The organism is Haloechinothrix aidingensis, from assembly GCF_013450155.1.
GTDB lineage: Bacteria > Actinomycetota > Actinomycetes > Mycobacteriales > Pseudonocardiaceae > Haloechinothrix > Haloechinothrix aidingensis.
Genome location: NZ_JACCKD010000002.1, coordinates 473,359 through 495,428, shown reverse-complemented (window position 1 = coordinate 495,428; position 22,070 = coordinate 473,359). Strand labels below are relative to the sequence as shown.

The window sequence follows — 22,070 nt, the reverse complement described above, 5'->3', positions numbered from 1 at the left end:
AATGTGGCGCAGGTCATATACGAAAGGTGAAATTTCGGGGTCATGCCATCGACGCATTGAAATCTGGGCCGAAGAGCCCTATGTTGCTATGAGGAAGGCCTGAGGGCGATCAACGACGATCCCGCCCCTGGTGGCTCGGCGATTGTGGAATGCGCCCGAGCTGAGCAGAGTCGTCGCCGGTGAAGTGGCTGAACCGCGGCTCAACGCGCCGCCCGTATACGTGGGCGTAGCGCGACCGCATACGGTTTGGGCGACCTCTGGAACGGCGGATCTTGGTATCGGACGCATCGCGGGAAGGAGTGCAATGAGCGATTCTAGGTCGGTGCGTAGTGACGACAGGACAGGTGATCAGGACGGTTCCCGCGGCGCGGTAATCGAGAAGTCCATCGAAGCGCATCCGGCGCAATCGTTCGGCGACGATCCCCTGGAAGTTCGGGAATCGGATCACTACACGGATGAGTACACCGATGGGTTCGTCGACAAGTGGGACGAGCTCATCGATTGGAAGAAGCGTTACGAGAGTGAAGGCAGCTTCTTCGTTGATCTGTTGAAGTCTCATGGTGTGGAGTCGGTCCTCGACGTGGCCACCGGAACGGGGTTCCATTCGGTGCGTCTTATCGAGGCGGGGTTCGACACGGTCAGCGTCGACGGCAGTGCGGAGATGCTGTCCAAGGCCTTCGAGAACGGTCAGTCCTACGGAGGGCACATCCTGCGGGTCGTGCACGCCGACTGGCGGTGGCTCACCCAGGACGTGCAGGGTCAGTTCGACGCGGTGATCTGCCTGGGTAACTCGTTCACCCACCTGTTCTCCGAGCGTGACCGCCGCAAGGCGCTCGCCGAGTTCTACTCGGTGCTCAAGCCCAACGGCATCTTGATCGTTGATCACCGCAATTATGACTCGATTCTGGACAACGGATTCTCCAGTAAGCACACATATTATTATTGTGGTGAGTCCGTGTCGGCCGAGCCGGAATACGTGGACGAGGGATTGGCCCGATTCCGTTACCGGTTCCCCGACAAGAGCCAGTATCACCTGAATATGTACCCCCTCCGCCAAGATTACGTGCGGAGGCTTTTGCGTGAGGTCGGCTTCCAGCAGGTCGACACTTACGGGGACTTTCAGGAGAATTTCGCGGACGATGAGCCGGACTTTCTCGTGCATATCGCCGAAAAGGCGTACACGAAGGAAGACGAGCGTGCCAGCAAGTATTCCTCGGCAGTGCACACGGCTCGGGACTACTACAACTCGGAAGACGCGGACAACTTCTACTACGCCATCTGGGGCGGGGAGGACATCCACGTCGGGCTGTACGAGCCGGACGAGACGGACATCAAGGAGCCCAGCCGCCGCACGGTCGAGCGGATGGCAAGCAAGGTCACCATCACCAGCAAGACGCGGGTGCTCGACGCGGGCGCCGGCTACGGCGGTGCGGCGCGCTACCTGGCCAAGACCTACGGCTGCCATGTCACCTGCCTGAACCTCAGTGAGGTGGAGAACGAGCGCAACCGGAAGGCCAACGAGGAGCAGGGCCTGTCGCACCTGATCGAGGTGACGGACGGTTCGTTCGAGGACATGCCGTACCAGGACAACAGCTTCGACGTGGTCTGGTCGCAGGACTCGTTCCTGCACAGTGGTGACCGCGTGCGCTCGTTGCAGGAGGTCGACCGGGTTCTCAAGCCGGGAGGCGAGTTCATCTTCACCGACCCGATGGCCAAGGACGGAGCGACCAAGGACGTTCTGCGGCCGATTCTCGACCGCCTCCACCTGGAGAGTTTGGGTTCCCCCGGGCGTTACGAGCGGGAGCTCAAGCGACTCGGTATGAGGGAGGTGACGTTCGAGGATCACAGTTCCCAGCTGCCCGCGCACTACGGTCGCGTGCTGAGCCAGCTCGAGAAGCGCGAGTCGGATATCGCCGGGCAGGTCAGCCAGGCCTACATCGACCGGATGAAGCAGGGTCTGCGTCACTGGGTCGAGGGTGGCAACTCGGGGAACCTGGCTTGGGGGATCTTCGTGGCGCGCTCCTGAGCGCGCGCGGTCACATCCCCATGGTGTCATCGGCCACGCACCGGGAAGGTCGTTCGCTGGCGGCGGGAAGCGTCGCAGGCGCCTCGCGAGAGCGGGTGCCGGCAGTGGACGGCGCGACCACCGAGACAGACACCGAGGGTGGTTCGCCTGCGGGATCGACGCGTCGACCCCGCAGGCGGGCCCCTGGCTCATGAGGAAGATGCGCGGAGGCAGTCGTTGGCCCGTTGCGGTGAACGGCTCCCGCGCGACGAAGACACACCGAGGTGAGGACGAGAAGTTGAGTGCAACCAACCGCAGGCTGTTCACCAGCGAGTCGGTAACTGAAGGTCACCCTGACAAGATGGCTGACGGGATCAGCGACAGCATCCTGGACGCCTTCCTCGAGCAGGACCCGAACAGCCGGGTCGCTGTCGAGACGATGATCACCACCGGCCAGGTGCACCTTGCGGGTGAGGTCACGACGCAGGCGCAGGTGGAGCTTCCGGAGGTCGTCCGGAACAAGATCCTGGACGTGGGTTACGACACGTCGGACAAGGGCTTCGACGCCACGACCTGTGCCATCAACGTGTCGCTGGACGCCCAGTCCCCCGACATCGCCCAGGGTGTCGACGAGGCCCACGAGAAGCGTGTGGGCGGTAAGGACGACGACATCGACAGCCAGGGTGCCGGTGACCAGGGCCTGATGTTCGGCTACGCCAGCACCGACACCCCTGAGCTGATGCCGCTGCCGATCGCGCTGGCGCACCGCCTGTCCCGGCGGCTGACCAAGGTCCGTAAGGAAGGTGTGCTGCCGTACCTGCGCGCCGACGGCAAGACCCAGGTCACCATCGAGTACGACGGTGAGAAGCCGGTGCGGCTGGACACGGTGGTCATCTCCACCCAGCACGCCGACGGCATCGACCTGGACAAGACCCTGGCGCCGGACCTGACCGAGCACGTCATCAAGGCCGAGGCCGACAACCTGGGTCTGGACGTCAACGAGCCGAACATCCTGATCAACCCGACCGGCCGCTTCGTGGTCGGCGGTCCGATGGGTGACTGCGGTCTGACCGGCCGGAAGATCATCGTCGACACCTACGGCGGCATGGCCCGTCACGGTGGTGGCGCCTTCTCCGGCAAGGACCCGTCAAAGGTGGACCGTTCCGCGACCTACGCGATGCGCTGGGTGGCCAAGAACGTGGTCGCCGCCGGTCTTGCGGAGCGCGCCGAGATCCAGGTGGCGTACGCTATCGGTAAGGCCGCTCCCGTTGGCCTGTTCGTGGAGACCTTCGGCACGGAGAAGGTGGACCCCGCCAAGATCCAGAAGGCCATCACGGAGGTCTTCGACCTGCGGCCCGCGGCCATCGTCAAGGAGCTCGACCTGCTGCGTCCCATCTACGGGCCGACCGCGGCGTACGGCCACTTCGGCCGTAACGACGTGGACCTGCCCTGGGAGCGCACCGACCGCGCTGCGGCGCTGAAGGACATCGCGAACTCCTGATCTTCGGTCGGCGGGGCCCTTGACATGTGATCAAGGGCCCCGCCGGTCCGCGGTAGGGAGACTGCGGGTGCCGGCGGCACCCGCGATCGATTCGCCTGACTTCACAAGCGAGGAGAGTTGTTCACGATCCAGCTGGCGCCGGCCACCCGCGGGTGGGGGCGGCTGCTGGACCGGCGGGCCCCGGAGGCGAACCCGCAACGCCGGTTGTCCCCCGGCGTCGTGAACGACCCGACTCGTGAACACGACACGACTCGACTCGTGAACAAGACACAAGGTGGTATAAGCGATGCGCATTGCCGTCACCGGCTCAATCGCGACCGACCATTTGATGGCGTTCCCCGGTAAGTTCGCCGACCAGTTCGTCGCCGACCAGCTCGCCAACGTTTCCCTGTCGTTCCTGGTGGACGAACTCGAGATCCGCAAGGGCGGGGTCGCGGCCAACATCGCCTTCGGGCTCGGCGCCCTGGGGATGTCCCCGGTACTCGTCGGCGCGGTCGGTGCCGACTTCGAGGAGTACCGCGCGTGGCTGGAGCGGCACGGGGTGGACACCAAGTCGGTGTACGTCTCGCCGAACAAGCACACCGCGCGGTTCCTGTGCACGACTGACGAGACCCAGAACCAGATCGCATCGTTCTATGCTGGGGCGATGGGTGAGGCGAGCAACATCGAGCTGGCCCCGATCGCGGAGCGTTCCGGCGGGCTGGACCTGGTCATCGTCGCGCCCAACGACCCGGACGCCATGGTCAAGCACACCGAGGAGTGCCGCGCCAACGGTTACGCGTTCGCAGCGGACCCCTCGCAGCAGCTGGCCAGGATGGACGGCGACGCGGTCCGCAAGCTGGTGGACGGTGCCTCGTACCTGTTCACCAACGAGTACGAGACGGCGCTGCTCAAGCAGAGCACCGGCTGGTCGCACGACGAGGTCCTGGACCGGGTCGGCTCCTGGGTCATGACGCACGGTGCGGACGGCATCGTCATCGAGAGCCGCCAGCACGACCCGGTGAAGGTCGCGGCGGTGCCGGACGTCAAGGAAGTCGAACCGACCGGCGTCGGTGACGCGTTCCGCTCCGGGTTCCTGTGGGGGCTGAGCGTGAAGCTGCCGATGGAACGCGCCGCCCAGGCCGGCAGCACGCTGGCGTCGTTCGTGCTGGAAACGGTCGGCACGCAAGAGTACGCCCTGGACCGGTCCACCTTCTCGGACCGCGTCGCGCGGGCCTACGGCGGCGACGCGGCCGCAGAGATCGAGTCGAAGCTCCGTGTCTGAGCCCGGTAAGCGCGACGAGGTAAACCTCGTCACCTCACGCACACTGTTTACAGGAGGTAGGTAGTCCAGTGGATAGCTCGTTCCTGACCGAACTCGAGCGCCGTGTGCTCGTCGCAGACGGCGGAATGGGGACGGCACTCCAAGCTCACGACCTGTCGCTGGACGACTTCGATCAACTCGAAGGTTGCAACGAGGTCCTGAACGATACGCGTCCGGACGTCGTTCGCGCGGTCCACCGCGGCTTCCTCGAGGCGGGTTCGGACGCGATCGAGTCGAACACCTTCGGTACGAACCTGGCCAACTTCGCCGAGTACGACATCACCGACCGGATCCGCGAGCTCGCCCAGAAGGGCGCGGCCCTGGCGCGGGAGTGCGCGGACGAGTACTCCACCCCGGACAAGCCGCGTTTCGTGCTCGGTTCCATGGGACCGGGCACGAAGCTGCCCACTCTGGGACACGCACCGTATGCCGACCTGCGGGACGCCTACGAGGAGAGCGTACTCGGGCTCATCGACGGCGGCATCGACGTCGTACTCGTGGAGACCTCGCAGGACCTGCTGCAGACGAAGGCCGCGATCGTCGCCGCCAAGCGGGCCATGGAGCAGGCAGGCGTAAAGCTGCCGATCATCGCGCAGGTGACGGTGGAGCAGACCGGCACGATGCTGGTCGGTTCCGAGATCGGGGCCGCGCTTGTCGCGCTCGAACCGCTCGGCATCGACATGATCGGCATGAACTGCGCCACCGGCCCCGCCGAGATGAGCGAGCACATGCGGGTGCTCGCCGACCACGCGACCGTGCCGATCTCGGTGATGCCGAACGCGGGGCTGCCCGAGCTCGGACCGAACGGTGCCGTTTACCCGCTCCTGCCTGACGAGCTCGCCGAGGCCCTTGCCGGCTTCGTCACCGAGTTCGGCGCGCGCCTTGTCGGTGGCTGCTGCGGCACCACGGGCGAACACGTCACCGCGGTGTCGAACGCGGTGTCCGCACTGCCGGTTCCCCGGCGCACTCCGGAGATCGTTCCTTCGGTGTCGTCGGTCTACCAGGCGATCCCGTTCGATCAGGAAGCCTCGATCCTCAACGTGGGTGAGCGCACCAACGCCAACGGTTCGAAGGCCTTCCGGGAGGCGATGCTGGAGGAGCGCTACTCCGACTGCGTGGAGATCGCCAAGGGGCAGACCCGTGAGGGTGCGCATATGCTCGATCTCTGCGTCGACTACGTCGGCCGGGACGGTACCCACGACATGCGGGAGCTGGCCTCGCGGCTTGCCACGGGATCCACCCTGCCTGTCATGGTCGACTCCACCGAGCCCGACGTGATCGAGGTCGGGCTGGAGCACTTCGGCGGCCGGTGTGCGGTGAACTCGGTGAACTACGAGGACGGCACCGAGCCCGGCGGGCGTTACGACCGGGTCATGCGGATGATCCGTGAGCACGGTGCCACGGTGGTGTTCACCTGCATCGACGAGGACGGGCAGGCGCGTACGGCTGACTGGAAGCTTCGGGTCGCCGAGCGGGCCATCGAGGACGCGACCACCAACTGGGGTCTCGACAAGTCCGCGGTCATCATCGACCTCCTGGTCTTCCCGATCACGACGGGGCAGGAAGAGGTCCGCAAGGACGGGATCGAGACGATCGAGGCGATCCGGCAGCTGTCCCAGCGCCACCCGGACGTGCAGACCACGCTCGGGCTCTCGAACGTCTCGTTCGGCCTCAACCCCGCTGCGCGGCAGGTCCTGAACTCGGTGTTCCTCAACGAGTGCCGTGAGGCAGGGCTGAAGTCCGCGATCGTGAACTCGTCGAAGATCCTGCCGATGAACAAGATCGACGACGAGGCCAAGCAGGTCGCGCTCGATCTCGTCTATGACCGGCGCAGCGAGGATTACGACCCACTGCAGAAGCTGATGGGTCTGTTCGAGGGCAAGACGGCATCGTCGACGAGCGAATCGCGTGCCGAGGAGCTGGCCAAGCTGCCGCTGTTCGAGCGTTTGGAAAAGCGCATCGTCGACGGTGAGGTCAATGGGCTCGAGGACGACCTCATGGCGGCGATGGAGGAGAAGAAGCCGCTCGAGATCGTCAACCAGAACCTGCTGGCCGGGATGAAGGTCGTCGGTGACCTGTTCGGTTCCGGGCAGATGCAGCTGCCGTTCGTGCTCCAGTCGGCCGAGGTGATGAAGACCGCCGTTGCCCATCTGGAGCCGTACATGGAGAAGGACGACTCCGGTGGCAAGGGCAAGCTGCTGCTGGCCACGGTCAAGGGCGATGTGCACGACATCGGGAAGAATCTCGTCGACATCATCGTCTCGAACAACGGCTACGACGTGGTCAACATCGGCATCAAGCAGCCGATCAACACCATCCTGGAAGAGGCGGAGAAGCACGAGGTCGACGCCATCGGACTGTCCGGGCTGCTGGTGAAGTCCACTGTGATCATGAAGGACGACCTGCAGGAGATGAACGCCAGGGGGGTCGCGGAGAAGTATCCGGTGATGCTCGGTGGGGCCGCGTTGACCCGCACCTATGTGGAGAACGACCTCGACGAGGTCTACCAGGGCGAGGTCCACTACGCCAAGGATGCCTTCGAGGGTCTGCGGCTGATGGATACCGTCATGGCCCGCAAGAAGGGTGAAGTTCTCGAGACCGACGAGCAGGAGCAGGCCAAGCGCGAGGAGCGCAAGGCCCGCAGGGAGCGGTCCCTGCGTATCGCCGAGAAGCGCAAGGCCGAGGCCGGTGAGGTACCGGACCTGTACGACACCACCAGGTCGGATGTCGCCGCGGACCTTCCGGTGCCGACCGCGCCGTTCTGGGGCTCCAAGCTCATCAAGGGCGTGCCGGTCGCGGATTACGCCAAGATGCTCGACGAGCGCGCGACGTTCTTCGGGCAGTGGGGCCTGCGCGGCACCAAGGGCAAGGAAGGTCCGTCTTACGAGGAGCTCGTGGAGTCCGAGGGGCGTCCCCGGCTGCGGTCGTGGATGGACGAACTCACCACGAAGGGCATCCTCGCCCACGCGGCTGTGGTGTACGGCTACTTCCCGTGCGTCTCCGAGGGCAACGACCTGATCGTGCTGGAGGAGGCGAAGCCGGATGCCGCCGAGCGGTGCCGTTTCACCTTCCCTCGGCAGCAGAAGGACCGCAGGCTGTGCCTTGCGGACTTCTACCGCGGCCGGGAGGTCGCGCAGGAGCGTGGCGCGGTGGACGTGCTGCCGTTCCAACTGGTCACCATGGGTGAACCGATCGCCGACTACGCCAACGAGTTGTTCGAGAAGAACGCCTACCGTGACTACCTCGAGGTGCACGGGCTGAGTGTTCAGCTGACCGAGGCGCTGGCCGAGTACTGGCACCGCCGCATTCGCGAGGAGCTGCAGTGGGAGTCCGGCAAGGCCGTCGCGGCCGAGGACCCGGAGGACATCCAGGAGTTCTTCAAGCTCGGGTACCGCGGTGCCCGCTTCTCGCTCGGCTACGGCGCGTGCCCTGATTTGGAGGATCGCAAGAAGATAGTCGATTTGCTTGAACCGGAACGTATCGGCGTGAAGCTCTCGGAGGAGTTCCAGCTCCATCCCGAGCAGTCGACGGACGCCATCGTTGCCCATCACCTCGAAGCGAAGTACTTCAACACCTGATTTCGCGTTACACGACAAGGGGAAGTAGAGAATATGACCTTGGAAACGACGGACAAGCTGCAGACGCGCAACGGCATCGACTTCGCTGTTGCCGATCTCGAGCTGGCCGAGTACGGCCGCAAGGAGATCCGTCTGGCCGAGCACGAGATGCCGGGGCTGATGGCGCTGCGGCGGGAGTACGCGGACGTCAAGCCGCTCAAGGGCGCGCGGATCGCCGGCTCGCTGCACATGACCACGCAGACGGCCGTGCTGATCGAGACCCTTACCGACCTCGGTGCCGAGGTGCGCTGGGCGTCCTGCAACATCTTCTCCACGCAGGACCACGCCGCGGCCGCCGCGGTGGTGGGTCCGTACGGGACGCCGGAGAAGCCGCAGGGTGTGCCGATCTTCGCCTGGAAGGGCGAGTCGCTGGAAGAGTACTGGTGGTGCACCGAGCAGATCCTGACCTGGCCGAACGAGCCGGCCAACATGATTCTCGACGACGGTGGCGACGCCACGCTGCTGGTGCACAAGGGCACCGAGTTCGAGAAGGCCGGCGTTGTTCCCCCGGGCGAGGAGGACGACCCGGACGAGTACAAGGTCGTGCTGGGCAGGCTGCGTGCCTCGCTGGCCGCCGACGCCAGCAAGTGGACCAAGATCGGTGAGTCCATCCTCGGTGTGACCGAGGAGACCACGACCGGCGTGAACCGCCTGTACCAGCTGGCCGCGCAGGGCGAGCTGCTGTTCCCGGCGATCAACGTCAACGACTCGGTCACCAAGTCCAAGTTCGACAACAAGTACGGCATCCGCCACTCGCTGATCGACGGCATCAACCGCGCCACCGACGTGATGATGGGCGGCAAGGTGGCCGTGGTCTGCGGTTACGGTGACGTGGGCAAGGGCTCGGCTGACTCGCTGGTCGGCCAGGGCGCCCGGGTCATCGTCACCGAGATCGACCCGATCAACGCGCTGCAGGCCCAGATGGACGGCTACGAGGTGGCCGTGCTGGACAACGTGATCGAGAAGGCCGACGTCGTGATCACCACGACCGGTAACAAGGACGTCGTCACCTTCGAGCACATGAAGCGCATGAAGCACCAGGCGATCGTGGGCAACGTCGGTCACTTCGACAACGAGATCGAGATGATCGCGCTCGAGCGCAGCAAGGAAGTCAAGCACGTCAACATCAAGCCGCAGGTTGACGAGTTCATCTTCCCCGACGGCCACTCCATCCTGGTGCTGAGTGAGGGCAGGCTGCTCAACCTCGGTAACGCCACCGGCCACCCGTCGTTCGTGATGTCGAACAGCTTCTCCAACCAGGTGATCGCGCAGATCGAGCTGTACGGCAAGAACGAGGAGTACGACAACGAGGTCTACATGCTGCCGAAGGCGCTCGACGAGAAGGTCGCCAAGGTGCACGTCGAGGCACTCGGCGGTGAACTCACCAAGCTGACCAAGGACCAGGCCGAGTACATCGGCGTGGATGTCGAGGGCCCGTACAAGCCCGAGCACTACCGCTACTGATCACCTCTCGCAACGAGCCGAAGGGCCCCGTGCGTACCGCACAGGTATGCACGGGGCCCTTCGGCTCGCATCAGCTGCCTGCTCGTCGCATGTCGCGCCACCGGTGGTCACGGTCGGGTCGGTAGGTTCATGGTTCCGGATTGTCACTTCAATTCAAGGGAATGCTGACATGGGAGCTTTGTTCGACTTCAGCTTCAGCAGGTTCGTCGCGCCGGCGATCGCGAAGATCGTGTACATCCTGGCGATGATCGCGATCGCCCTCGGCTACATCGGAGCCGTGATCGGCGCGTTCACCGCCGACGTGGTCTTCGGCCTGCTGATGCTCGTGATCCTGGGGCCGCTCGGTGCGCTGCTGTACCTGGTCCTGATCCGTATCGCCATCGAGTCGCTGCTGGCGACGATCTACACAGCGCAGAACACCGGCGAGCTGGTGCGCATGCAGTCCGGGCCGCAGGGGCCCCCGCCCGGCTACGGTCCGCCGCCCGGTTACGGCCCGCCGCCCGGTCAGGGACCCCCACCCGGCGGGCCGCCGCCGCAGGGGCCGCCACCCGGACAGCAGGGGCCGGGCCAGCAGGGACCGCCCCCATCGCAAGGTCCACCCGGCTCGTACTGAGCGCGGCCACGGTGGTGGCGTGCCCCGGTCGGCCGGGGCACGCCACCCCGGCCGCCGGACCCGGGTTTCGATGCGTGTCAGCGGTCCTCGCGCCAGCAGCGCATGCACCGGTCGCCGGACACGTCGGGTCGGCTGACCGGGCGGCCACAGTGACACGAGGGGACCGGTCCCCACTCGACGACGACTTCCCGCTTCTCCGGCTCGGGCCGCGGCGGGGGAGGACCGCCCCGGTGGTGGCATCCGGCGCACACGGTCCGTTCCCCGGGGCGCAGGTAGATCTCCTGGTCACATCCTGGAGTGGAGCAGATCGGGTGGGTCGTGGTCACGGCGTCTCCTGGCACGTCGCGGTCGCCCCTTACGGCGCCCGTCGCGACTCCGCGCGGTGAGGTCGGCGGGGCCGCGCACAGTGCGCCGCCCCGATTGTCCTACCTGCCTCCGGCGCCGGTGATCCGGTCCTTGAGCTGACGGGTGTGCCGCCTGCTGACCGGTAGTATCTGCTCGCCGTCGCCGATGACGACCTGGTAGCCGCCCTGACCCATGCGCAGTTCCGTGATCTGCCGTAGGGCGACCAGGTATGACCGGTGGATCCGGACGAACCCTGAACCGGCCCACTGCTCTTCGAGCTGCGACAACGGAGTTCTCGCCAGGTGCGACCCGTCGTTGGTGTACAGCCGGACGTAGTCGCCGTGCGCCTCGACCCACCGGACGTCCGTTCTGCGGACGAGCTTGGTGACGCCGCCCAGCTCAACGGCAATGACCTCGGTGTCGTCCTGCTCGGGCTGCTGGGGTGTGGCGTCGGAGTTGTAGCGCGTGGCGTACAGACCGACGACCCGCTCGACCGCCTGGTCGAGACGGTCCTGCTGGTACGGCTTGAGTACGTAGTCGACGGCTCCGAGCTCGAAGGCGTGTACGGCCTCGTCGCTGTATCCGGTGACGAAGACCAGCAGCGGGGCCGGGTCCAGCGCGGTGAACACCCGCGCCATCTCCATACCGGACAGTCCCGGCATCTGCAGGTCGGCGAAGACGACGTCGATCGGCGGCAGCCCCGCCTCCCGCCTGCGCCGCACGTCCTCGTCATCGGTGGAGATGACCCGCAACGCTTCTGAAGCGTCCACAGCGGTCCGCACCTTGGCGATATGCGGGTTGTTGTTCAGGCAGCGCACGAGGATCTCCATGCCTGGCCGCTCATCGTCGACGGCGAGAGCGACGAGTTTCCTCGTGTCGTCTTCAGTACTCACAGTGACAGGTATCATAGCCCACTCGCCGAGTGGCCCGGAAGTGGTACCCGGCCGGTGCGTGGTCGGGGGTGGCACGCACCGGCCGGGAGCCTCGGTCCGTACGGGTCTCGTCAGTGGTGACGATCGCGACGTTGTCGGTGACCACGGTTACTCCGATTCCGCTGTGCAGCTCGGGCAGCGTGGGTGGCGGGCGATGCGGCTGCAGGGGTCGTGGCCGTAGATGGGCAGGCACCAGGCGCCGCAGACGGCCTGGTAGCCGCGGGGGAAGGCGTGGCCGGGCACGATCGGCTGCAGCGGGCTGCCGGGGCTGATGTAGTGGGCGGGCAGGGTGTGGCTGCCGGTGGGGATCTCGGGCATCCACCCGTGCGTGGGCAGCCGGGAGGCCGCTGTCATAGCCCGCCCCGGTCGAGCTCGTACCCGTCCCGGGTGGCGACCGTGCGCGGGCGCGTGTCGTGCGGGTCGTGCTGCCACCGGCGCGACAACAACCAGCGGCCGATGCGCTCCCACGGAGCGAGCGCGAGCAACGGTAGCGCGAAAATCAGCGATAGCCAGAGCCAGAACATGGTCGTCTCCCCAGGAATGGCGGTTGCAGTGTATAAAGTGGTTGCGCAACCAGAGTGACCGTTTGCGTAACCAATGCGCAATCCTTCGATCGGGGGACGTGCCTATCGTGAACTGTGAACTAATGTGTGGTTCGTGCGTGCAACCACCGGATCGCCCCGTGCCCGAGCACTATCCGCAGCACTTCGAGACGCCCGCGTATCTCGGGATGTCGGACTACGGGAACTGGCTCGCAGGGTCGGTATCTCCCACACCCTCGTATCCCAATGGGAGCAGGGACATCGCCTGCCAAAGACCGAGGATGTCGCGGCCGTACTGACCGGACTCGGCGTCAACGCCGAGGAGCGAGAGCGGATCGTCGAACTCGCCCGCCACGCCGGCGACTCGGACTGGCTGACTGTCGGACATCTGGGCGCCTCACAGCGCTTGGCCGGGGTGATGGAGTGCGAGCGCACCGCCGTGCGCATTACCGAGTGGCTGCCATGGATGATCCCTGGCCTGTTGCAGACCTCCGACTACGCGCGCGAGATCATCGGTCCCGACGAGAGTCGCCTCACGTTACGGCTTGCGCGTCGCGATGTGCTGACCCGTCGTGAACCTGTGGAGTTCCATGCGGTGATCGGCGAGCCGGGCTTGCGCGAGACGGTTGGCAGCCCGGGAGTTATGGCGCACCAGTTGAAGACATTGCAAGACTCGCCGAGCAACGTCACTGTGCAGGTTGTCCCCATTGGCCGCGGGTGGCACCCGGGCATCGTGGGACCGTTTATCCTCTACGAGTTCCCGGATTCCCCACCGATTGTGCACATTGAGCCGTACCGGTCGAGCGCGTTCGTCTACAACGAGCGTGACGTGTCGGATTACCAATCTGCGGCGGATATGCTCCGCAAGGAAGTGGCGATGAGCCCTGACGACTCGGCCCGGCTCATCGCGGACGTCATCACAGAGTGGGAGACGACAGAGTGAGTATACACCGGACACCGGACACCTGGCGCAAGTCGAGCTTCAGTGCGCAGGAGACCGCCTGCGTCGAGCTGGCCCTTGACCCTGCTCGCGCGCGGGTGCGTGACACCAAGGACCGCGATGGCGGTGTTCTTGAGGTGCCGTTCACCGCGTGGCAGGCATTCACCACGCAGCTTCGCGAGCAGTAGACCACTTCGGTCGGCGCCCCTGGTTTCTCCGTGGAACCGGGGGCGCTGTTGTGTGGTATCCGCGCAGGATGCCGCGACTCGCGTGCCCGGCCTGCGCTACTGGCGCCCGGCCGTATGCCAGCCGCGAATCCACCCGCGTGTGCCGCCGTAGTCGATGCGGTACCAGCCGTTCCTGCTCGCGGTGACGGTGACCTCGGTGCGAATGTCGAGCGAGCCCAGCCGCACATCCGTGTCGGGGCGGCTCTCGTCGTCGACGATGTCGCCGTAGGCGCGGACCCCGTCGAGGCGGGTGCGTGCCCGGAACGAAGAGGTCGGATAGCTGACGCCGGTGCTGACCCAGCCGTACTTCACTACCTGGGGGGTGTCCAGGCCCGGGCAGCCGCCCGTCTCGCGCGCGCGGTCGGCGGTCAGGCCGCTGCGGTTCGTCTCCGAGGTGCAATGCCACTGTACGCGGTTCCACTTCCCGGAAGCGTTGGTACCGAAGCTGGTCAGCAGCCTGCCGCCCGGCACGACACCGATGACTGGCCCGCCGGGCGAGCGCCGCACGTTGACCGTGGAGTAGTGCGGCGTGGTCTGCACTCCGGTCGCATCCGACCCCGCGGGCCGGGTACCGGAGTGGGCGACCCAGCCGGTGCGTCCCTCGTGCCGTACCAGGTACTGCCCCCGGTCGTTCTCCGAGACGGTGACCACCGCGCCTTCCGGGATCGTGCCCACGTAGCCGGAGCCGCTGCGCCGCGTCGTCTCGTACATGCCGAGGCCGCCGCTCTCGGTGACCCGCACGTCGAAGTCGCGTGCGGGCTCCAGCGGTATCGGTGTGAGCCCGCGGTAGATGCCGGGGATGTGCTCCCCGCCGGTAGCCCAGCTCCCCATGGTCAGGCCGGGGATGCTCAGCAGTTCACGCTCGCCCGTGGCCTTGTCGATCCGCGTGATGCTGAAGTGCACGTGCGGGCCACTCATGTTGGCGTTGCCGGTGCGGCTGACATAGCCGAGTACGGTCCCGCCGCCGACGGTCGCGGAGACGATGTCGCCCTTGCTGACGCGCGGTTCCTCGAGGAAGTGCGCGTAGAACGTCTGGTAGCTGTACTGGCCGACCCCGGTGTGTTCGATCCCCACGTGCCAGCCGCTGACCTCGCTCCACCCGGCCGAGATGACGCGCCCGGAACGTGCCGGGTGCACCGGGGTGTGGTGCGGTGCCGCGATGTCCGCAGTCCCCGAGTGGTGCGTACCGCCCACGTAGGTGTCGTTGGCGGCCACCCAACCCGAGGTCGGCCAGACGAACGCGTGGTTGTCGCCATCGGGTACGGGTGTGTGGTTGGGCGGAAGCCGCTCACCGGTCGCATCCGACGAGGCCTGACCGGTGGGCAGCGGCGTGGCCGTGGTGGCGATGATGGCGAGCAGGACGATGACAGCCGCGCCCAAGCTCCATCGGGTACCAGTCGACGTTGCCGTCACGCGTACTCCATGGTCGCGGGTCCGCGAGCGTGCTTCGGTGGCTCGCCCTGCCGCCGGAGATTCTCCGGGACCCACGGCAACCGAGCAATGGATGGAGGGAGAACTCGCCGTGTCAATCAGTCGTCTGAGTGTTTCGTACGCTGACGCTGACCGGAGCGGGGCGGGGCGGGGCGGTTCTACCGCGTCACGCCAGCGACAGCGCTTCGTTGAGCAGGAGGTACGACGGCAGCCAGGCGGTCGCCACGGCGGCGAAGAGTGTCACGTAGGCGGACAGCCGGGTGATCGCGCGGCGCTGCGCCAGCAGCAGGAAGTACAGGAACCACAGCACCGCCCAGACGGCCCAGTTCGCGGCCAGCCACAGCTGCCATGCTTGCCCACCCGCGGAGTCCAGGGTGATCCACGCTGTCGGTGCGGCGGTGATCGCCACGAACAGGCAGTACCAGCCGAGCCCGCGGCCATCGCTGCCGAGGTACTGGTTGATCGAGACCCACAGGTATGTGAAGGCGAACAGCAGGATGTACGAGGCCAGCGTGATCGAGGCGAGATCCTGCTCGACGGTGCCGCGTACCAGCAGGGTGACCGCGGAGATCAGCCCGATGCCCCCGGCGAAGGCGTTGATGACACCGACCTCCCGGTCGGCGATGTGCCCGAGCAGCCAGATCCCGTTCACGAACAGGACGGCCCCGACGTACAGCAGGACGAGTGCGATCACCATGGTGTTCTTCTCCCGGGGAGTACGTGCCGGCGGCGGGCACCGCGCGGCGAGGTGGTGCGCACCGGTGGGGAGGTGGCGGTGTGCCGGGCGTTCCCCACCGGCGCGCTGGTGTGCTACGAGCTCACCGCGGCCTGGCCACGGTCGGCGCGTACCGGCCCGGAGGCGGACGGCCGGACGTCGAAGTCGAAAATCGCCGTCGGCAGGTACAGCGAGCAGCAGGCGTTCGGGATGTCGACGACGCCGCTGATCCGCCCTTCGATCGGAGCCGAGCCGAGCAGCAGGTAAGCCTGCTCGCCGGTGTAACCGAACGTCTTGAGGTACTCGATGGCGTTCAGGCAGGCGTTGCGGTAGGCGATGGTGGCGTCCATGTAGTGGTTCGTGTTCGAGTCGTGCTCGACGGAGACCCCGATGAACGTCAGGAACTCGGAGTAACGGGGTTCGACGTTGCCCGGCATGAAGACGGGGTTCGTCGTGATGCCGTACGTGTCCATGCCGCCCTTGATCACGTCGACCGCGAAGTCGATATAGCCACCCATCTCGATGGCGCCGCAGAAGGTGATCTCCCCGTCACCCTGGCTGAAGTGAAGGTCGCCGCCCGAGAACTTCGCCCCGGGGACGAAGACCGGGTAGAAGATGCGCGACCCCCGTGTGAAGTTCTTGATGTCGTGGTTGCCGCCGTTCTCCCGTGCCGGTACCGTCCGCGCGCCTTCACCGGCCACCCGGTCGAACTCGGCCGAGCCGGGACGCAACGTGCCCGCGAGAGCGTCCGACGTGTTGGGAGGCAGCGCCAGCGGCGGCACGCGGCTGGGGTCGGTGGCGATGAGGTCGCGCTCGCGCTGGTTCCACTTGGCGAGCAGCTCCGCTGAGGGGGCGGTGCCGAACAGGCCGGGATGGGTGATTCCGGTGTACCTGATCCCAGGCAGGTGCCGGGATGTGGCTTGCTGCCCGTGGAAGTCCCAGATGGCCTTGAGCGCGTCCGGGTAGTAGTCGGTGAGGAACCCGCCGCCGTTCGCCTTGGAGAACACGCCCGTGTACCCCCAGCCCTGCCCGGCCGCGGGACCCGACTCCTGGGGGACCGGACCCAGATCCAGGATGTCGATGACGAGCAGGTCGCCGGGTTCGGCTCCGTGCACCGAGATGGGGCCGCTGAGCATGTGGCAACGATCCAACCCGATATCCCGTACGTCGTTGGCCGAGTCGTTGTTGCGAATCTGCCCGTCGGTCCACTCACGACATTCCACGCGGAACTCCTGCCCCGGCCGGACCTCCACGGCGGCAGGGATGTCCGGATGCCACCGGTTGTGCCCGGGAACGTCCTGCTCGGTCATGCTTCTCGACTGATCCACGCTGAAAACCACGTCAGGCATATCGGCCTCTCTTCGTTCGGTGTGTCGCGGAGGGTGGGTGTGTTCCCTGCCGGTGTGGCGGGGTTAGCGGGAGGGGCTCGCCGGATGCCGGGCCTGCCGTAGCTCGCTCGCGGCCTTCTTGCCGACCAGCCGCGCCAGTTCCGGAGGCTGGTGCCGGTCGTTGCGCTGCCGATCCGGTCGGCGGTGGGTGATCGCGGGGTTGTCGCCGCTTTCCTCGGCTCGTTCCCGCACCGACCGCAGCCGCCCGGAGGTCCGGGACAGCAAGGGGGCGCTGAAGACGCGTGGTGCCCCGGTGCCGCAGTGCGGGCAGGTCTCCGTCGCCGGTGCCGCACCCATGCGATGGAAACGTTGCACGATCCCGCAGTCCGGGCAGTGGAACTCGTAGCTCGGCATCCGCTCAGTCCCTTCAGATTGCAATGATTTCATATGAAACTAATCCGATAGGAACTAATAGTCAAGCATCGTGCTCGTGTACGTGCCGGTGGAACCGGTGGGGTCCGGGGAGGGGGCGTGCGGTCGCCCGGGAAAGGAGCGAGGTCAGCGCCCGCGTGCGGTGAGGCGCTCCAGGAGCTCGCCGAGCAGTTCCTTCTCCTGATCGCCGAGGGCGGCGGTCAGCGCTTCTTCCTCCCGCTCGAGTGTCGCGGCGAGAGTGCGATGCAGGTTGCGTCCCCGTGTGGAGAGGTAGACGAGTACGCGCCTGCGATCGCCGATGTCACCCCTGCGGTAGATCAGGTTCACCTCGACGAGGCGGTCGATGACGCGCGTGAGGGTAGCCGGAGGCAGCATCGCGTGGTCGGCGATGTCGCTCATCGTGTGCCCTGCGCCGTCGGCCAGGTGCGACAGGACGCGCCACTGGTTCAGCGTCAGCCCTTCCGCGTCCAGCGCAGTGGCCAGGCGCTGGGACACCTCGTGCTCGGCACGGCTGAGCAGCTCGGCGAGCTGCCAACCTACGCGTGCGATCATTGCGCCTCATGTCCGGCTGTGACTACTGTCTGAGTCACTATAAATGATTGCTGGCGGAAGTAGTGACACCCGACCGTGCGCCGGAGGATGGGAGTCCATCCATGGAGCCGACTTCACCCTCGCTCGAGCGAGCATCCAGGTCACCCGCTTCTGAGCTGGAGACCATGCAGGTCGCGCTGGTCATTCCGCTCCAGGGGCCGGAGGGGATATTCGGCCCCTCGTGCGAGGCGTGTGCCGAGCTGGCGGTCGAGGAGATCAACGCCGGTGCCGGTGTGCTGGGGCGGGAACTGCGTCTCGTCGTGGTCGACGGGGGTGCGGCGCCGGAACGCGTCGCCGACGAGCTCGACGTCCTCACGTCCGCCGGTGCCATCGATGCCGTGACCGGCTGGCATATCTCGGCGGTGCGCGAGGTCGTCGCGCCGCGGATCGCGAGCCGGATCCCGTACGTGTACACACCGCTCTACGAGGGCGGGGAGCGTACACCCGGCGTGTTCCTGACCGGTGAGACGCCGGGGCGTCAGCTGCTGCCCTCCCTCCGGTGGATGGCCGAGGAGCTGGGGGTGCGCCGCTGGTGCGTCGTCGGCGACGACTACGTATGGCCCAGAGGGTCCGCGGCAGCGGCTCACCGCTACGCGCGCAGGTGCGGGGTGCGGATCTGCGACGAGATCTACGTCGGGCTGGGCACGGACGACTTCGCCGAGCCGCTACGCCGCATCGAGCGCAGTGGCGCGCAGGGGGTACTCATGTTCCTCGTCGGCAACGACGCGGTGCGGTTCAACCGCGCGTTCGCCCGCGCCGGGCTCGACTCGTCGCTGGTACGGCTGAGTCCTCTCATGGAGGAGAACATGCTGGTGGCCAGCGGTGCCGGCGCCACGAGGGGAATCTATACCGCCTCCGGCTTCTTCCCCGCCGCGGCCACCCCGGAGACGCTGGACTTCGTGGGGCGCTATACCGCGCACTTCGGCCCCGAGGCCCCGCTGCTCAACAGCATGGGCGAGTCCTGCTACGAGGGTGTGCGGTTGCTGTCGGCTCTCACGCGGCAGGCCGACGGGCTCGGGGTGGGCGAGCTCTGCTCGGTCGCCGACTCCGTGTCCTACGGCGGCCCGCGAGGCGAGGTCCGGTTGAGCGGGCACCACCTCGATCAACGTATCTACCTGGCGAAGGCGGACGGTCTGCAGTTCGACGTGCTCGCCGAGCTGTCCCCGGTACCGCCCTGAGGCGCGGTCGCGCCCGGCAGGTCGCGACCGCGCGCGATCACGACCTCGGATCCCGTCACCCCGGGCGGGAGGGCTCGTTGGGAAACGTGAATCGCTTTCAAGGGAGGTAGCGTGCGCGCGTCTCGGTCTCTCGCCGTCCTGACGGCGTCGGTTCTGACAGTCAGTGGTCCGGTCACCGGGGCGCTCGCCCAGACCGGGCCGTCCGTGCCCGACCCGGCGGATGACTACGGCACGGCGTTGAACATCATGCCGCCGGGGCAGGCGGGAACGACGACCCCGGCCGAGCTGGCCGAGGTCTTGGCCAACGACCCGGAGAACCGCAACGCCGATGCGAGCACCCCGAGCAACGTCGGTGACCAGCTGGAGCCGTATGACGAGCTGAACACGCTCACCCCCGAGGAGATCAGCGGTTCCGACCTCACCGACTTCTACAAGCAGGCGACGTTCACCGCCCCGCCGGAAAGCGAGTGGTCGCGGCCACGGCAGACCTTCCCCGGCCGCCACGACCTGACCATCACCTGGGACGGCGACGGCGTGCCGCATATCGACGGCAACACCGATAAGGACGTGTCCTGGGGCGCCGGTTACGCCGGCACGTTGGACCGGATGTTCCTGATGGACGTGCTCAGGCACGCGGGCGCGGCGCGCTCGGCGGAGTTCCTCGGCCCGACCGACGGCAATATCGCGATGGATCAGCAGCAGCTCCGGCTCGCCCCGTACACCCCGGAGGAAGCGGAGGACCAGCTAGCCGCCGTCGCGGGGCGGTACGGCGAGGAGGGGCAGCGCCTGCTGGATGCCGCCGACGCGTTCGTCGATGGCATCAACGCGGCGCAGGAGGAGATGTGTCCGGGACTGCAGCCGACCGGCCCCGACTGCCCGGTCGAGTACGCCGCGCTGCAGAAGAAGCCGGAGGAGTGGACTCGCGCCGACGTCGTCTACATCGCTTCGCTCGTCGGCGGCATCTTCGGCAAGGGCGGGGGTGCCGAGTACGGCAACGCGATGTGGTTCCAGAAGCTGCGTGAGCGTCTCGGCGAGGAGGAGGCTCGTGACGTCTACGACGACCTGCGCGCCAAGGAGGACGCGGAGGCTCCGGTGACTGTGGACAGGAAGTTTCCCTACGGTGGCGATGAGGGGCTCGATCCGTCGTTGCCGGGGGTGGCGCTTCCCGACCTCGACCCCGCCGCGACCGCGCCCGGTTCCGGCGCGCTCGTCGGCGAGAGCGAGCTGCCGGCTCTCGACGACCTGACGACGGGCGAGACGACCGGGCTCCCCGGTCAGCTGGACACGCCATGGGGGCCGATCGATCTGAACCGGGCGGGCCGGGCGATGAGCAATGCCGCGCTCGTCGGCGCGGATCACACCCGTGACGGCCACCCCGCAGCGGTCTTCGGCCCGCAGACCGGGTACTTCGCCCCGCAGCTGTGGACCGAGCAGGTGCTGAACGGGCCGGGCATCAAGGCGCGCGGCGTCGCCTTCGCAGGCACGCACCTGTTCGTGCAGATCGGCCGGGGGATGGACTACGCCTGGTCGGCGACGAGCTCCAACAGCGACAACGTCGACACCGTCGTCGAGCGACTGTGCGAGATGGACGGCTCCGAGCCGACGGTGGAGTCCGAGGCGTACGTCCGCGACGGTGAGTGCGTGCCGATGGACTCGCGAACACATGAGCAGACGGCGCTTCCGAACGCGACAGCCCCGCAGGCTCCCCGGCATCTGGAGTTCCTCGTGCTGCGCACCCACCGCGGGATCGTGCAGCTGAGAACGACGGTGGACGGCGAGCCCGTGGCGATCGTCTCGCAGCGCAGCACCTACAACCATGAGGTCGACTCGGCAGTCGGCTTCATGCGGGCGAACGACCCCGACTACGTTCGCGATGCCGAGTCGTTCCAGGAGGCGATGCACGGGATCGACTACACGTTCAACTGGTTCTACGCCGACGACAGCGACATAGCCCACTTCGGGTCCGGGCTGCTGCCGAAACGTGCCGACGGGGTCGAGTTCGACCTGCCGCGCTGGGGCGACGACGAGTTCGGCTGGCAGGGATTCGAGCCATTCGACCGGCACGTGCAGCAGGTCAACCCGCCGTCCGGCTACTTGATCAACTGGAACAACAAGCAGGCGATCGACTTCGCGGCGGCCGACGACCAGTGGGGCTACGGGAGCGTGCACCGCAGCCAGGCCCTGTCCGACCGCATCGAGCCGATGGTCGAGCAGCGCGACGTCACGCCCGAGTCGCTGACAGCGGCGGTACAGGACGCGGCGACCGTGGACGTGCGGGCCCGCTACACACTGCCGCACCTGCTCGACGCGCTCGGCGACGACCCCGGTACAGCGGAGGCGACCACGTTGCTGCGTGCGTGGCTGGAGGACGGCGCGCACCGCGAGGACCGGGACCGCGACGGCGCGTACTCGCACCAGGCGGCGATCGCCGTCTTCGACGAATGGTGGGAGTCCGGCACCGGCGGCGTCGCCGAGGACGTGCTCCGCGGCGGGCTGGGAGAGCTGGTCGGCGAGCTGCCCAAGGAGCTGGACAACCATCCCCGGCACGGCCAGGGATCGACGTGGACCGGAGCCTGGTACAGCTATGTCAACAAGGACCTGCGCCAGCTGCTCGGCGAGCCGGTCCAGGATCGCTGGCACCGCTCGTACTGCGGTGACGGCTCGCTCGAGGAGTGCCGCTCTACGTTGCGTGACTCGCTGGCCGGGGCCATCGAGCGTGTCCGGGACCGTCAGGACGGCGCTGCCGTGGCTGAGCTGACCTACGACAAGAGCATCGACAGCATCCGTTCGGTCCGCGCCGGCGTCGTGGGCGTCCGGGACATCGACTGGCAGAACCGGCCGACGTTCCAGCAGGTCGTGCAGCTGACGTCGGGGCGGTAGAACCGGTGCGAGCGACCGGCACCGAG

General features: G+C 66.9%; 18 protein-coding genes. 10 read left to right on the top strand and 8 right to left on the bottom strand.

Annotated elements, in window-relative coordinates; translation table 11 throughout:
* Window positions 1–304 precede the first annotated feature (304 nt).
* From H0B56_RS06845 to H0B56_RS06820, 6 genes are all read left to right on the top strand, one after another.
* Window positions 305–2,026 carry a glycine/sarcosine N-methyltransferase gene (locus H0B56_RS06845; protein WP_180892073.1) on the top strand — a complete coding sequence of 574 codons (1,722 nt, stop codon included), beginning with the start codon at window positions 305–307 and terminating at the stop codon, window positions 2,024–2,026.
* A gap of 277 nt (window positions 2,027–2,303) precedes the next feature.
* Window positions 2,304–3,506, top strand: coding sequence for a methionine adenosyltransferase (gene metK / locus H0B56_RS06840; RefSeq protein ID WP_281373605.1), 1,203 nt, complete (start codon window positions 2,304–2,306; stop codon window positions 3,504–3,506).
* 286 nt (window positions 3,507–3,792) lie between these two features.
* Complete coding sequence (locus H0B56_RS06835) at window positions 3,793–4,770, top strand: carbohydrate kinase family protein (RefSeq protein ID WP_180892071.1); 978 nt, start codon at window positions 3,793–3,795, stop codon at window positions 4,768–4,770.
* A 68-nt stretch (window positions 4,771–4,838) separates the two neighbouring features.
* On the top strand, window positions 4,839–8,387 hold the full coding sequence (gene metH, locus H0B56_RS06830; protein WP_180892070.1) for a methionine synthase: 3,549 nt from the start codon (window positions 4,839–4,841) through the stop codon (window positions 8,385–8,387).
* 33 nt (window positions 8,388–8,420) lie between these two features.
* On the top strand, window positions 8,421–9,890 hold the full coding sequence (ahcY, locus tag H0B56_RS06825) for an adenosylhomocysteinase (protein WP_180892069.1): 1,470 nt from the start codon (window positions 8,421–8,423) through the stop codon (window positions 9,888–9,890).
* Between the two features lie 169 nt (window positions 9,891–10,059).
* Window positions 10,060–10,503 (top strand): DUF4282 domain-containing protein, encoded by a 444-nt coding sequence (locus H0B56_RS06820; protein WP_180892068.1) that lies wholly within the window; start codon window positions 10,060–10,062, stop codon window positions 10,501–10,503.
* A gap of 425 nt (window positions 10,504–10,928) precedes the next feature.
* Here H0B56_RS06820 and H0B56_RS06815 read toward each other — a convergent pair whose 3' ends face one another.
* From H0B56_RS06815 to H0B56_RS06805, 3 genes are all read right to left on the bottom strand, one after another.
* Window positions 10,929–11,756, bottom strand: a complete 828-nt coding sequence (locus H0B56_RS06815; RefSeq protein WP_180892067.1) for a LytR/AlgR family response regulator transcription factor — start codon at window positions 11,754–11,756, stop codon at window positions 10,929–10,931.
* A 132-nt stretch (window positions 11,757–11,888) separates the two neighbouring features.
* On the bottom strand, window positions 11,889–12,134 hold the full coding sequence (locus H0B56_RS06810; protein WP_180892066.1) for a hypothetical protein: 246 nt from the start codon (window positions 12,132–12,134) through the stop codon (window positions 11,889–11,891).
* Entirely contained in the window at window positions 12,131–12,304 is a 174-nt protein-coding gene (locus H0B56_RS06805) for a hypothetical protein (RefSeq protein WP_180892065.1), read from the bottom strand. Before H0B56_RS06805 ends, H0B56_RS06810 begins: the two co-directional genes overlap by 4 nt.
* 133 nt (window positions 12,305–12,437) lie before the next feature.
* Between H0B56_RS06805 and H0B56_RS06800 the strand changes: the two genes are divergently transcribed.
* Together H0B56_RS06800 and H0B56_RS06795 are read left to right on the top strand one after the other, a co-directional pair.
* On the top strand, window positions 12,438–13,265 hold the full coding sequence (locus tag H0B56_RS06800; protein ID WP_180892064.1) for a Scr1 family TA system antitoxin-like transcriptional regulator: 828 nt from the start codon (window positions 12,438–12,440) through the stop codon (window positions 13,263–13,265).
* On the top strand, window positions 13,262–13,450 hold the full coding sequence (locus H0B56_RS06795) for a DUF397 domain-containing protein (protein ID WP_180892063.1): 189 nt from the start codon (window positions 13,262–13,264) through the stop codon (window positions 13,448–13,450). The genes H0B56_RS06800 and H0B56_RS06795 overlap by 4 nt, the downstream gene beginning before the upstream one ends.
* Window positions 13,451–13,546: 96 nt before the next feature.
* Here the strand turns inward: H0B56_RS06795 and H0B56_RS06790 are convergent, their stop codons facing one another.
* The 5 genes from H0B56_RS06790 to H0B56_RS06770 form a co-directional block, all read right to left on the bottom strand.
* Window positions 13,547–14,683 carry a peptidoglycan DD-metalloendopeptidase family protein gene (locus H0B56_RS06790; protein ID WP_425484511.1) on the bottom strand — a complete coding sequence of 379 codons (1,137 nt, stop codon included), beginning with the start codon at window positions 14,681–14,683 and terminating at the stop codon, window positions 13,547–13,549.
* 403 nt (window positions 14,684–15,086) lie between these two features.
* A complete protein-coding gene (locus H0B56_RS06785) occupies window positions 15,087–15,617 on the bottom strand; it encodes an AmiS/UreI family transporter (protein WP_180892061.1) in 531 nt (176 codons plus the stop codon).
* A 113-nt stretch (window positions 15,618–15,730) separates the two neighbouring features.
* The gene (gene fmdA, locus H0B56_RS06780; RefSeq protein WP_180892060.1) at window positions 15,731–16,984 is read right to left on the bottom strand and encodes a formamidase; all 1,254 of its coding nucleotides are present in this window, start codon (window positions 16,982–16,984) and stop codon (window positions 15,731–15,733) included.
* 63 nt (window positions 16,985–17,047) lie between these two features.
* Window positions 17,048–17,377 carry a zinc ribbon domain-containing protein gene (locus H0B56_RS06775; protein WP_180892059.1) on the bottom strand — a complete coding sequence of 110 codons (330 nt, stop codon included), beginning with the start codon at window positions 17,375–17,377 and terminating at the stop codon, window positions 17,048–17,050.
* A gap of 144 nt (window positions 17,378–17,521) precedes the next feature.
* Window positions 17,522–17,947, bottom strand: coding sequence for a MarR family winged helix-turn-helix transcriptional regulator (locus H0B56_RS06770; protein ID WP_180892058.1), 426 nt, complete (start codon window positions 17,945–17,947; stop codon window positions 17,522–17,524).
* A gap of 101 nt (window positions 17,948–18,048) precedes the next feature.
* Here H0B56_RS06770 and H0B56_RS06765 point away from each other — a divergent pair, with 101 nt between their 5' ends.
* Entirely contained in the window at window positions 18,049–19,164 is a 1,116-nt protein-coding gene (locus H0B56_RS06765) for a substrate-binding domain-containing protein (RefSeq protein WP_180892057.1), read from the top strand.
* A gap of 111 nt (window positions 19,165–19,275) precedes the next feature.
* A complete protein-coding gene (locus H0B56_RS06760) occupies window positions 19,276–22,044 on the top strand; it encodes a penicillin acylase family protein (RefSeq protein WP_180892056.1) in 2,769 nt (922 codons plus the stop codon).
* Window positions 22,045–22,070 lie beyond the last annotated feature (26 nt).

Excerpts from the sequence above, each read along its gene's own strand:
- H0B56_RS06785 (WP_180892061.1), bottom strand. The coding sequence starts at position 15,617 with ATGGTGATCGCACTCGTCCTGCTGTACGTCGGGGCCGTCCTGTTCGTG.
- H0B56_RS06765 (WP_180892057.1), top strand. The coding sequence starts at position 18,049 with ATGGAGCCGACTTCACCCTCGCTCGAGCGAGCATCCAGGTCACCCGCT.
- ahcY (WP_180892069.1), top strand. The coding sequence starts at position 8,421 with ATGACCTTGGAAACGACGGACAAGCTGCAGACGCGCAACGGCATCGAC.
- H0B56_RS06820 (WP_180892068.1), top strand. The coding sequence starts at position 10,060 with ATGGGAGCTTTGTTCGACTTCAGCTTCAGCAGGTTCGTCGCGCCGGCG.
- H0B56_RS06835 (WP_180892071.1), top strand. The coding sequence starts at position 3,793 with ATGCGCATTGCCGTCACCGGCTCAATCGCGACCGACCATTTGATGGCG.
- H0B56_RS06805 (WP_180892065.1), bottom strand. The coding sequence starts at position 12,304 with ATGTTCTGGCTCTGGCTATCGCTGATTTTCGCGCTACCGTTGCTCGCG.
- H0B56_RS06815 (WP_180892067.1), bottom strand. The coding sequence starts at position 11,756 with ATGATACCTGTCACTGTGAGTACTGAAGACGACACGAGGAAACTCGTC.
- H0B56_RS06845 (WP_180892073.1), top strand. The coding sequence starts at position 305 with ATGAGCGATTCTAGGTCGGTGCGTAGTGACGACAGGACAGGTGATCAG.
- H0B56_RS06770 (WP_180892058.1), bottom strand. The coding sequence starts at position 17,947 with ATGATCGCACGCGTAGGTTGGCAGCTCGCCGAGCTGCTCAGCCGTGCC.
- fmdA (WP_180892060.1), bottom strand. The coding sequence starts at position 16,984 with ATGCCTGACGTGGTTTTCAGCGTGGATCAGTCGAGAAGCATGACCGAG.
- H0B56_RS06810 (WP_180892066.1), bottom strand. The coding sequence starts at position 12,134 with ATGACAGCGGCCTCCCGGCTGCCCACGCACGGGTGGATGCCCGAGATC.
- H0B56_RS06775 (WP_180892059.1), bottom strand. The coding sequence starts at position 17,377 with ATGCCGAGCTACGAGTTCCACTGCCCGGACTGCGGGATCGTGCAACGT.